This is a genomic window from Rhodococcus sp. NKCM2511, from assembly GCF_014905595.1.
Lineage (GTDB): Bacteria > Actinomycetota > Actinomycetes > Mycobacteriales > Mycobacteriaceae > Rhodococcoides > Rhodococcoides fascians.
This window is the reverse complement of the sequence record NZ_BNHJ02000001.1, coordinates 1,513,273-1,524,679: the sequence shown is the minus strand read 5'-3', so window position 1 is coordinate 1,524,679 and position 11,407 is coordinate 1,513,273. Positions and strand designations below refer to the sequence as shown.

The following is an 11,407-nucleotide window of genomic DNA, read 5'->3' as shown; positions in this document are numbered from 1 at the left end:
CCATCGATGGTTCGAAACGAACGGCGCGCCGTCTCCCGAAGGAGAACAGCGCGCCGCTCGAGATGCAGGGGAGAGAATCAGCTCTCGTCGGAGCTGTCTTCGTCCTCGGAAGCTGCTTCTTCCTGAGTCTCGGCCTCGCCGGTCTCGGAGATCGGCTCGGTGCCTTCGCCGTCGGCCTCGAGGTCTTCCTCGGACGGTGCCTCGACGACGTTGACCAGGAGGGTCTCGCCGTCGGAGATCAGAGTGACGTCGGACGGCAGATCCAGGTCCGCCGCGGTGATCTGCGTGCCGATCTCGGCACCCTCGACGGAGACGACGAAGTTCTCCGGGATCTCGAGCGCGTCGGCCTCGATCTCGACGGCGGTCGAGTCGGTGGTGACGAGGGTGCCCGGTGCGGCGTCGCCCTCGACGATGATGTTGACCTCGACGGTGACGCGCTCGCCCTTGTTCAGGACGAGGAGGTCGGCGTGCTCGATGCTGCGACGGATCGGGTGCACGACAATCGACTTGGTCAGTGCCAGCTGCGACTTGCCGGCGATGTCGAGGGTGAGCACAGCGTTGGTGCCGTCGTTACGCAGCACAGCAGCGAATGCGCGGGCGTCGAGTGCCAGGTGCTGGGGGTCGGTTGCGTGTCCGTACAGAACGGCGGGAACGAGGCCGTCGCGACGAGCGCGGCGTGCGGCACCCTTGCCGAATTCGGTGCGGACCTGTGCGGTGAGGTTGTTTACCTTCGATGCCATGGTGCTACATGCTCCTGATAACTGTGATCTGTGGTTCGTGCGGCGTACTTCGTCGGACTGTCAAACTCGTCGGGGCGGACACGAACGAGCGCGGCCAACGGGGCCGAGCCGCGTCGATAACGGTGGATCCTGATGAGCCGGATCTACCCTCGCCGAGACAACCTGGAAGACAATACACGACCAGGTCACGTGCGCGGAAGTTCGACCCCTGCTACGAACTTCCGCTCACGTGCGAGCGCAGCGAGCAACTCGGCGGCCACCGACCGGGCGACGGCGATGGCGTCGTCCCGACCGCCTGCGGTTCCCATGACCACCGCACCTTCGTGCAACAGTGACAATCGAGTCCCGAGTTCGTCTGAATCGGGGTATCCGGCATCGGCGGCCAGGCGTGCGAACAGCGATCGCGTCCACGCCTTCTCCGACTCGATGATGGCCAACACCGGGCTGTCGGTGCCGCCGAACTCGGCGAATGCGTTGACGAATCCGCAGCCGCGATGGTTGTCGCGCATCCACAGGTCGAGTGCGTCGTAGACCCCGAGTACACGCTGCTCACCCTGGTCGAGGGAGTCGACGTACTGCGTCACGTGCGCACACCAGAGGTCGTATCGACGCTTCAGGTAGCGCTGCACCAGGCCGTCCTTGGAGCCGAAGCGGTCGTACAGGGTCTTCTTGGTGGTGCCGGCTTCCTCGGCGATCAGGTCGACGCCGACGGCGCGGATTCCGCGGTCGTAGAAGAGCTCGCTCGCGACGGTGAGAATTCGTTCCGCTGCGGGGGTCAGTGGCTTGTCGTGCATGGCGACCTTTCGAAAGCGCTGGTCGGAGTGGGGTGCACTGCGAGTATACAGACCTGTATGTTTACATCGCTCTCATGACCTCACGCATCGATGTTCTCGCCGGTACAGCTCTGGTGATTCTGTGGAGTTCGGGCTTCATCGGAGCAGAATTCGGCACCGCCGAAGCTCCGGCCCACACGCTGCTGGCCTGGAGGTACCTGGTGGCAGTCGTGCTCCTCGTCGCGTGGTGCCGATGGCGACGACTCACCCCGACGTGGCACGCGCTGCGTATCCACGCAGTCCTCGGCCTCTTCTGCCAGTTCCTCTACCTCGGTGCCACCATCACCGGCATCGGCATGGGCGTCCCTCCGGGCGTCGCCGCCCTGATCGCTGCATTGCAGCCGCTGGTGGTCGCGCTGGCCTCGAGCCGGATATTCGGCGAACGCGTCGGATCGAGAGGAATTCTCGGCCTCGTCGTCGGTATCGCCGGAGTGACGCTCGTCGTCGTCGGTGACCTGTCCGGTGCCGATCTTGCCTGGCCCGTCTACCTGCTTCCTGCCGCGGGCATGCTGGCGCTGTCGGCCGGGACGATCGGGCAACGGCTACTGGATCCGAAAGAACCCATCGCGCTGGCCATGGCCATCCAATGTGGCATCAGCGCAGTCGGTTTCATGACGTGGAGTGCACTTGCCGGTGACGCGGTACCGCCGATGACGACGGGTTTCTGGGCTGCGGTGGCGTGGACGGTGGTGCTGTCGACCTTCGGCGCATACGGCGCGTACCTGTTCGTCGTGCGCCGCAGTGGACCGACTCGTGCCAGCGTGCTGCTCTACCTGACACCGCCGACGACGATGCTCTGGGCTTTCGTGATGTTCGGCGACGCGATCACCTGGTTCGGTATCGCGGGCCTCGCAGTCTCGGGGGTCGGGGTCGCCGCCTACCTCAGCGCACATCCGGACCGCAGGGCACGCTCACGCACCGGCGAGCACAGCGAGCATCGTGTCCAGCTCGGCGAAGGTGACGAAGTAGTGCGGGGATGCACGGACGACGGCGTCGAGCCCCCGGCCTGTCATGTCCAGTCGAGTGGAACCGCGATGGCTCACCGTGACCGTCACGTTTCGGTTGGCAAGTCGGTCGCGGACGGCCACTGGCTCCTCACCGTCCATGGTGAACGAGACGATGCCGCTCTTGCGGTCACCGAGATCGTGGACGGTGACCCCGGGAATGCGTCGCATGCCGGCACGTAGGTACTCGGCGCGCTCGGAGATGGCGTCCGCGACGTCGTCGATGCCCAGTTCGAGTAGATAGTCGACGGCCGCGCCGAGGGCGAGGCGGGCTGCGACGTCGCATTCCCAGAACTCGAAACGTGTTGCGTCGTCGGCCATCCGGTAGGTGGACGAGTCCTCCCACTGCGCGCTGTGCAGATCGAGAGCCGGTGGATGCAAGCTCGCGGCCAACTCCGGACGCAGGTACAGGAACCCGGTACCTCGGGGCCCGCGTAGCCACTTGCGACCGGTGGCCGACAGCGCATCGACGCCGAGTTCGTCCACGTCAACCCGCAGCTGGCCGATGGACTGACACGCGTCGAGCAGAACGAGGGCACCGTGTCGATGGGCGAGATCGGCCACCGCGCGGGCCGGGTTGATCAAGCCTCCGTTGGTGGGCGCGTGCACGACCGACACCACCCGGACTCGGTCGTCGAGCATCTGTTCGAGGGCGTCCACGTCGATGCACCCCGACGCGTCGCTCGGAATCACCTCGACGGTGGCCCCGGAGACCTCGGCGCGGTGCAGCGCGGAAATGGCGTTGCTGGCGTACTCGGCCTCGCACAGCAGGATTCGATCCCCGGCCGACAACGGCACCGAGTAGAAGAAGTCGGTCCAGGCACGAGTGGCGGAATCGCTCAGAGCGATGGTCGACGCCGGTGCCCCGATCAGGGTTCCGATCGACGTCTTGACCGCCGCGAGATCGTCGAGGCGTTCGCTCGCGGCCCGGTACCCGCCGATCTCCGCCTCGCGGCGCAGATGGGCGATCGCGGTGTCGACGACGACGGTGGGCGGCAGCGAGGAGCCGGCGCTGTCGAGAAATACCCGGCCCGACGCACCAGGGGTGTCGCGGCGAATGCGGTCGTGATCGAGCATCGATAGTCCTTCCGGTAGCGAACTCTCGGGCATCAGGGTTCCACAATCGGTAGCCTCGATACGACGCGGGATCTCGGCGTTTTCGATCCTGGCAGCTGGGTACATTGCGTAGTCGGATCGCGGTGAGTGGGAAAGAAGGAAATGTGTCCTCCAACGAGAAGTCCCTCGAGCTGAGCACGCGCCCAGCCATCGAGGCATATGTGTCGAAGGTGTGTTTCAAGCTGGGGCCACCGTCGCTCATCGGTGCCGAACTCGAATGGCTCACGGCCCTCGACGACGGTTCGCGGCCCTCCCTGTCAGCTCTGGCCGCTGCGCTCGGTGATCACTCCCCGCGCAGTATCGCTCCCGAGTCACCCGCCCTGACGTTGCCGGGCGGAAGTATCGTCACCGTCGAACCGGGCGGCCAAGTCGAATTGTCCAGTTCGCCTTCTATTTCCGTTTCCCAGCTCGAACCGCTGCTCGACGCCGATGCCCGACTGTTGCACGACATGCTCGGTCGCGATGGCATCTCCATCAGCGCTGTTCCCGCCGACGCCGTGCGAGATCCCGAACGACTACTGGTCCTACCGCGCTACTGCGCGATGGAAAACCGTTTCACCACCATCGGGCCTTTCGGCAAGCTGATGATGTGCAACACCGCCGCTACCCAGGTCAGTGTGGACGCCGGACGTGATCGGGCGGAGGTCACTTCGCGATGGCAGATGCTGCACGCCATCGGCCCGGCCTTCGTCGCCGCGTTCGCGCGCTCTCCCGAACTCGCCGGGGCACCGACGGGTGCGTGGGCATCGCAGCGAATGCGGACCTGGCTCGAACTCGATTCCAGCCGGACCACGGTACCGAACACGGGCGATCCGATCGCCGATTACGCCCGGTGGGCACTCGACGTTCCGCTCCTCTGTATTCGGGGAACCACCCAGAACTGGGAAGCGCCGTCCGGCATCACTTTTGCGCAGTGGCTCGACGATCCGAGCGTTGTCGGTCGCCCCGCAACCTACGCCGATCTCGATTACCACCTGACGACGCTGTTCCCGCATGTCCGAGCCTGCGGGCACCTCGAAATCCGTTACCTCGACACGCAACCCGACGGGCAATGGGTGATACCTGCCGCCGCGTTCGAGGCGCTGTTGTCCACTCCCGATCTGGTTTCCCAGGCCACCGAACTCGGTGCAGGCACAGCTGGTCGGTGGCTCGATGCGGCCCGGGCAGGTCTGGCCGATGGCGAGTTGCGCAGGGCCGCAAGCGAAGTGCTCGATCTCGCATCATCCGCGGGAGGAGAGTTCTCCCAGCAGCTGCGTGCGGCATCTCGGAGATGTCGCGCCGGTATTTCGCCCCACGAATTCGATGCGGTGTCGCCGACATCGCAGAGCCGAAAGGAATCGGTGTGAGCGCCGAAGAACTCAGGACCAGAATCGAGACCGTGCTGACTCGGAGCCGGTCCCGCAGCGCCTCGCTCACCGAGTGCGTGGACGAAACCGAACTGATGGCTCAGCATTCGCCGTTGATGAGCCCGCTGATCTGGGATCTGGCACACATCGGCAGTCAGGAAGAACTCTGGCTCGTGCGCGATGTCGGCGGCCGCGATCCGGTGCGGCCGGACATCGACGAGTTGTACGACGCGTTCAAGCACTCGCGTTCGTCGCGAACGTCCCTGCCGCTCCTGACGCCCGAGGAAGCGCGCGCCTACGTGCATACCGTGCGGGACAAGGCCTGGGACGTGTTGGAGCACAGCACGTTCGAGGGTCGGCCGGTCGAGAAGCACGGGTTTGCGTTCGGAATGATCGCCCAGCACGAGCAGCAGCACGACGAAACCATGCTCGCAACGCACCAGTTGCGTTCCGGTCCTGCTGTTCTCACCGCTCCTGCACCGCCGACGTCCACGATGCCGGTCGCGGGTGAAGCCATCATCGCCGGTGGGCCGTTCACGATGGGGACGTCGCTCGACCCGTGGGCGCTGGACAACGAGCGGCCTGCACACGCCGTGCACGTGCCGACCTTCGCCATCGACCGGGCCCCGATCACCAACGCGCAGTACATGAACTTCATCGCCGACGGCGGCTACGAGCGTCCCGAGTTGTGGACGGAGAAGGGGTGGGCGCACCGCGTCGATGCGCAGCTCAGCGCCCCGCAGTTCTGGGAGTCCGATTCCGACGGCACCTGGTGGCGTCGGAGCTTCGGGGTGCGCAGGCCGGTGCGTCCGCAGCAGCCCGTCGTGCACGTGTGCTGGTTCGAGGCCGACGCCTATGCGCGCTGGGCAGGCAAGCGGCTACCGACGGAAGCGGAATGGGAGAAGGCCGCGCGGTACGACGCGGCGTCGAACACCTCCCGCGCCTATCCCTGGGGCGACGCCGAACCCACTGCAGCACATGCCAATCTGAATCAGCGACATCTCGAACCGGCCGATGTGGGGGCGTATCCGCAGGGTGTGTCCCCGGCCGGGGTCCATCAGCTCATCGGTGACGTGTGGGAGTGGACGTCCTCGGATTTCGACGCGTACCCGGGATTCGAGGCATTCCCGTATGCCGAGTATTCGGAGGTGTTTCTGCGCGGCGATTACAAGGTGTTGCGCGGCGGCTCTTTCGGCACCGACGAGGTGGCTTGCCGCGGGACGTTCCGAAATTGGGATCACCCGATTCGTCGGCAGATCTTCAGTGGGTTCCGGTTGGCCCGCGACGTCGAGTCGCACTGAATGTGCCGTCATCTCGGGTACCTCGGAGCAACCACCTCGGTCGGGTCACTGCTGACCCGGGGCGATAACTCGCTGCGCACACAATCGTTCGCGCCCACCGACATGCGGGGCGGGGGCACCATCAACGCCGACGGGTTCGGCGTTGCCTGGTGGGACGGCGACGACACCGTACGCAGCTATCGCAATCCGATGCCCATCTGGACCGACCCTGCGGTCGACGATGCTCTGCCGCAACTGCAGTCGACGTCGGTGATCGCGGCGGTCCGATCGGCCACCGTGGGAATGCCGGTCGAACGCAGTGCCTGTGCCCCGTTCACCGACGAGCGATGGGCATTCAGCCACAACGGCGTCGTGTTCGGTTGGCCGGAATCGTTGGCGGAGCTGTGGTCGGAGATTCCGCCGACCGATGCGTTGATGCTGCCGGCCCCTACCGACGCCGCTGGATTGTGGATCGTGTTGCGAAACCTGTTGCGCACACACGATCCCGAGTCGGCATTGCGCATGCTGGTTCGAGAGGTTCTGGCCAGGTCGCCCAAGGCGCGCCTGAATTTTCTGCTCTCGGACGGCACGTCCATGTATGCCACGGCGGTGCATCATTCGCTGTCGGTACTGCAGACCGAGGATTCGGTCACGATCGCCTCCGAACCCGTCGACGACGATCCTGAATGGATCTCTATCGACGACCGCAGCATCGTCGTCGCGACAGCGACCGGTGTCACCGTTTCGACCCTGGAAGAATGAAGGAGAGTCATGAGCACGGTGGACGTACATCTGACCGATACGACGCTGCTGGACGAATTGCGCAAGGACGTGCGGGAGGGCTTGACGGCCGACCCGAAGTGGCTCTCGCCCAAGTATTTCTACGATGCCGTCGGCAGTGAGCTGTTCGAGCAGATCACGGTGCTGCCGGAGTACTACCCGACCCGCACCGAGCGCGCGCTGATCGAGGAGCATGCACTCGACATCGCCCGGGCCACCGAATCGACGATGCTGATCGAGCTGGGCTCGGGTTCGTCGGAGAAGACCAAGCTGCTGTTGTCTGCCGGCATCGAACACGGTTCGCTGAGAACGTATGTGCCTCAGGATGTGTCCAGTACCGCCTTGGAGGGTGCTATCGAGCAGATCTCGAAGGAGTTCCCGACGCTGGAACTGCACGGCATCGTCAGCGATTTCACCGACACCCTGCACAATCTTCCCTCCGGAACAGGCCGCACCATCGCCTTCCTCGGCGGCACTCTGGGGAACCTCATCCCGCAGGAGCGCGAGGAATTCCTTGCGGCCGTAGCGGACGCACTCGACCCCGGCGAGTTTCTGCTGCTCGGGGTGGGCTTGGTGATCGATCCGGACGTGCTCGTTCCCGCCTACGACGACGCGGCCGGGGTGACAGCGGAGTTCAACCGAAACGTGTTGTCGGTCCTGAACTCTCGGCTCGGCGCGGACTTCGACCCCGAGGCCTTCGAGCACGTGGCACTGTGGAACGCCGAGCACGAGTGGATCGAGATGCGCCTTCGGGCCACAGCTGCGCAGGAGGTGTATTTGCACGATCTCGACTTGCACGTGCACTTCGAGTCCGGAGAAGATCTACGTACCGAGATCTCCGCGAAGTTCCGGCCGGACGGCATTGCCGGTGAATTGAAGATGGCGGGCTTCGACGTCCTCCATCTGTGGTCCGACGCAGATTCGCGCTTCGCTCTGATCCTGGCCGGAAGGGTCTGAACGGACCGCTGGCATTGCGGGCACCACTGCACACTATGTTCGCCGATCGACGGGATTCCGTCGATCGGCGTCGGTAGTGCGCAACCCTGCCCGTCGATGACGCGTATTCACGGGAGTCGACGTCCCGTTGCTGCAACCGACTTCCGGCGACGACGCACCACCGTGATGATTTCGTCCACGACGCGATCGAGTTCGGCAAGTGCTGTGGCCGCCGAGTATCGCAGCACCAACCATCCGTCGAGCACCAACTCGTTCGGGCGTCGACGATCGTTGTTGAACGTCGCGGGATCCGTGTGGAACTCTCGTCCGTCGATCTCGACGATGACTCGTGCGGAAAAGTCGACCAGGTCGCCGTAGAACCTACCTACGCGCGCATTGATCTCCATTGTGAAGTGGCGAGCTTTCAATGCCCGCGCCACCACCCGCTCCGGCTCGGACAGGGTTCTCGGGCAACAGCTTCGAAGCTGCTTGCGCACTGCAGCCATCCCGTCCATGCCCTTTGCCGTGTCACACAGTTCAGCGACCCGACGCCACGGCACGTGATTGTCTATGGCGTTGTCGAAGAACTTCTCGAGATCGGGCGTCGACAAGCAGGTCGCGACATCGACGAACGTTTGCTCCAGGGACACCACTCGCATGCCGCGTCGCGTGGTGATGTCGCCGAGAACTCGGCGGTGAACTCGGATCCAGGGCACCGACCTCGACTGGCCGGTCGGGCCGACAGTGACGTCGACCAGACGCGGTTCGTATTGGATCAGTCCCCATAACCATGCCGCACTTTCGTGACTCAGTGCGGCGTCCGGTCTCCACAGGGTGGCCCCGAGGCACAGTCCGAAATAGTCTGGCTTCTCCGTCGCGTAGACCTTCGGCAGCAGTCGCACCAGCTCACCGGACCGCGACCGCCTCGAAATCGTGCTCGTGCTGATTCCTTGTGCGAGCAATTGCTGCACTGTGTAGACCCCCATTGCTACACCGTTGCGGCTGACGGGCCCACGCAACAGTGGCAATCTCGCAATTGTGGATAACTCGACGACGTTATCCACAGGACTGCCCGGCGGAGCGGGCACGGTTGCACGCTACGGTCGCCGATCGACGGATTTCCGTCGATCGGCGTCGGTAGTGCGCAACCATGCCCCTGGTAGCCAACCCGAAGCCTCGAGGTCAGGTGTCCGCCAACGCAAGTACCGGCGAGATCTTGTTCGCCCGCCGCGCTGGTGCCAACGATGCTCCGAGCGCGAGAAGCCCGACGCACAGTACCGTGCCTGCGATGACGGCCCAGGGGAGTGTCGGAGCAGACACGCCGCCGCCGCTCAGCGAACCCAGCAGCGATTGTGCTGCGGCCCAACCGTATCCGATGCCGAGGATCAGCCCGAAGCCCATCGACGCGACCACCATCTGGGTGCTCTCCGAGACGATCATGGAACGAATCTGCTTGCGGGTGAATCCGAGTGCGCGCAACAGTCCGATTTCCCGGGTACGTTGCAGAATGCTCAGCAGCAGGTTGTTCACCATGCCGACCGCGGCGATGACGGCCGAGAAACCGATGAGGCCGGTCATGATTCCGACGGTCACCGTCAGCACTTGACCAATGGTCTCCTCGTCGTACTCGTCGACGAGCATCGATCGATAGCTGTACATCGCGACTGCGAACGTGACCACCAAGGTCACCCCGATGAGCAGGCCCACTGCAGTGCGGGTGCTGCGATCCGGATAGCGAATTGCGTTGGCGGACGCCAATCGTGCGCCCGGCCCGCGGCCCGCCATCCTTCCGACGAGTCGGAGCACGCCGGGCAGGATGCGGTACGCACCCACCATGATGCCGGTGAACGATGCCACACCGCCGAAGAACGCGACCAGTACTCCGCCGGGGTTGACCATCCCGATCAGCACACCGAGGCCGAGCAGCACGACACCGCCCGCGATGAGCACGATCGACAACACCGTCCGTACCCGCCTCGACCGTGGGGTCTCGATCCCGGTGTCGACGGCACCGCCGGTCGCCTGAATCGGAGTGACGTCCAGAACTTTCCGTGATCCGACGTACGACGCCAGCGTCGTCGTCAGAACCACGGTGACGACGGGAAGGACCACCAGCGGTTGTACGGACGTGTACTGCACGTCCGGCAATTGGCGGGCCGATACCGCGACGGCGCGGGCCAGGTGACTGACACCGACACCGAGCACCAGACCGACTGCGCCACCGAACAACCCGACGAGGAAGCCTTCCCGGGCGACCGATCGACGCAGATCACGAGCCCGGGCACCCAGCAGGCGGAGCAGCGCGATGGTGCGGGTGCGGCCGGCCACGATCGTCGCGAACGTGTTCGAGGTGACGACAGCCGCGACATACAGGGCAAGGCCGATGAACACCAGGGCCACGCAGTACAACGCCACGATTCCGGTGCTCTCGCTGCCGTCGTCGAAGATGTCGACCAGAAACGCAGTGGCCTGGATCAGCACGACACCGAAGAACGACGCGAGCGCCGTCACCAGAATGCTCGCACCGTGTTCCCGCGACGCTCGAGCAGATGTGGACACGCTCATCGGAGAACACCTTCCATTCCCAGCATGTAGTTCGAGATCTGTTCGGGCGTCGAGCGTCCCAGTTCGTCGACGATGCGGCCGTCGGCGAGGAAGACGATGCGATCGGCGTAACTGGCCGCGACTGGATCGTGGGTGACCATCACGATGGATTGACCGTACTGATGTACCGCCGCAGCGAGGAGGCCGAGAACCTCACGCCCGGTGCGGGAATCGAGGTTTCCGGTGGGCTCGTCGGCGAAGATCAGCTGCGGCCGAGTGCCCAGAGCGCGAGCGATCGCGACGCGTTGCTGCTGGCCACCCGAGAGCTGATGGGGCCTGTGCCCAACGCGGCTCTGCAACCCCAGGGTGTCGATGAGTTGCTCGATCCAGGCCGACTCCTCGGCGGTGGGCGCGCGGCCGTCGAGCTCGAACGGCAGCAGTATGTTGCCCCTGACGTCGAGCGTCGGAACGAGATTGAACGACTGGAAGATGAAGCCGACCTGCTTGCGGCGCAACGTCGTCAGAGCGTCGTCGCCCGCCGACGTGATGTCGGCTCCGGCCAGCATGAGCTGCCCGGAACTGGGGGTGTCCAACCCTGCCATGACATGCATGAGGGTGGACTTGCCGGAACCCGATGGCCCCATGATGGCGGTGAACCGGCCGCCGTGAATGTCGAGAGAGACGTTGTCGAGCGCGCTCACCGGGTTGGACGAGTCGCCGAAATACTTGCTGACTTGGAATGCCCGTGCAACAGGGCCTGCTGTGATGGTCATGGCACCAACGCTATGAATTCGCCGGACCGAAGTAATCAGGCGCGAGTCTTCGCGT

General features: G+C 64.7%; 10 protein-coding genes and 1 pseudogene. 5 read left to right on the top strand and 6 right to left on the bottom strand.

Annotated features, from left to right (window positions below):
* Positions 1 to 77: 77 nt before the first annotated feature.
* Positions 78 to 740 carry a 50S ribosomal protein L25/general stress protein Ctc gene (locus JLZ96_RS06830; RefSeq protein ID WP_027496086.1) on the bottom strand — a complete coding sequence of 221 codons (663 nt, stop codon included), beginning with the start codon at positions 738 to 740 and terminating at the stop codon, positions 78 to 80.
* A gap of 185 nt (positions 741 to 925) precedes the next feature.
* Positions 926 to 1,534: a TetR/AcrR family transcriptional regulator gene (locus JLZ96_RS06825; RefSeq protein ID WP_201009716.1), complete on the bottom strand. Its 609-nt coding sequence runs from the start codon at positions 1,532 to 1,534 to the stop codon at positions 926 to 928.
* 74 nt (positions 1,535 to 1,608) lie between these two features.
* Between JLZ96_RS06825 and JLZ96_RS06820 the strand changes: the two are divergent.
* A pseudogene (locus tag JLZ96_RS06820) lies at positions 1,609 to 2,439 on the top strand (DMT family transporter); the annotation flags it as partial.
* Between the two features lie 45 nt (positions 2,440 to 2,484).
* Here the strand turns inward: JLZ96_RS06820 and JLZ96_RS06815 are convergent.
* Positions 2,485 to 3,654, bottom strand: a complete 1,170-nt coding sequence (locus tag JLZ96_RS06815; protein ID WP_201009715.1) for an aminotransferase class V-fold PLP-dependent enzyme — start codon at positions 3,652 to 3,654, stop codon at positions 2,485 to 2,487.
* A 143-nt stretch (positions 3,655 to 3,797) separates the two neighbouring features.
* Here JLZ96_RS06815 and egtA point away from each other — a divergent pair, with 143 nt between their 5' ends.
* From egtA to egtD, 4 genes are read left to right on the top strand one after another with little or no spacing between them, the layout of a single operon-like run.
* Positions 3,798 to 5,039 (top strand): ergothioneine biosynthesis glutamate--cysteine ligase EgtA, encoded by a 1,242-nt coding sequence (gene egtA / locus JLZ96_RS06810; protein WP_201009714.1) that lies wholly within the window; start codon positions 3,798 to 3,800, stop codon positions 5,037 to 5,039.
* Positions 5,036 to 6,340, top strand: a complete 1,305-nt coding sequence (gene egtB / locus JLZ96_RS06805; RefSeq protein WP_201009713.1) for an ergothioneine biosynthesis protein EgtB — start codon at positions 5,036 to 5,038, stop codon at positions 6,338 to 6,340. The genes egtA and egtB overlap by 4 nt, the downstream gene beginning before the upstream one ends.
* Positions 6,341 to 7,081 carry an ergothioneine biosynthesis protein EgtC gene (egtC, locus tag JLZ96_RS06800; protein ID WP_201009712.1) on the top strand — a complete coding sequence of 247 codons (741 nt, stop codon included), beginning with the start codon at positions 6,341 to 6,343 and terminating at the stop codon, positions 7,079 to 7,081. It abuts the gene before it with no gap.
* 9 nt (positions 7,082 to 7,090) lie between these two features.
* A complete protein-coding gene (gene egtD / locus JLZ96_RS06795) occupies positions 7,091 to 8,056 on the top strand; it encodes an L-histidine N(alpha)-methyltransferase (protein ID WP_201009711.1) in 966 nt (321 codons plus the stop codon).
* A gap of 107 nt (positions 8,057 to 8,163) precedes the next feature.
* Here egtD and JLZ96_RS06790 read toward each other — a convergent pair whose 3' ends face one another.
* The 3 genes from JLZ96_RS06790 to JLZ96_RS06780 form a co-directional block, all read right to left on the bottom strand.
* Positions 8,164 to 9,021 (bottom strand): DUF559 domain-containing protein, encoded by an 858-nt coding sequence (locus JLZ96_RS06790; protein ID WP_201009710.1) that lies wholly within the window; start codon positions 9,019 to 9,021, stop codon positions 8,164 to 8,166.
* Positions 9,022 to 9,217: 196 nt separating this feature from the next.
* Complete coding sequence (locus JLZ96_RS06785; RefSeq protein WP_201009709.1) at positions 9,218 to 10,600, bottom strand: ABC transporter permease; 1,383 nt, start codon at positions 10,598 to 10,600, stop codon at positions 9,218 to 9,220.
* A complete protein-coding gene (locus JLZ96_RS06780) occupies positions 10,597 to 11,352 on the bottom strand; it encodes an ABC transporter ATP-binding protein (protein WP_032364109.1) in 756 nt (251 codons plus the stop codon). The genes JLZ96_RS06785 and JLZ96_RS06780 overlap by 4 nt, the downstream gene beginning before the upstream one ends.
* Between the last annotated feature and the right edge of the window lie 55 nt (positions 11,353 to 11,407).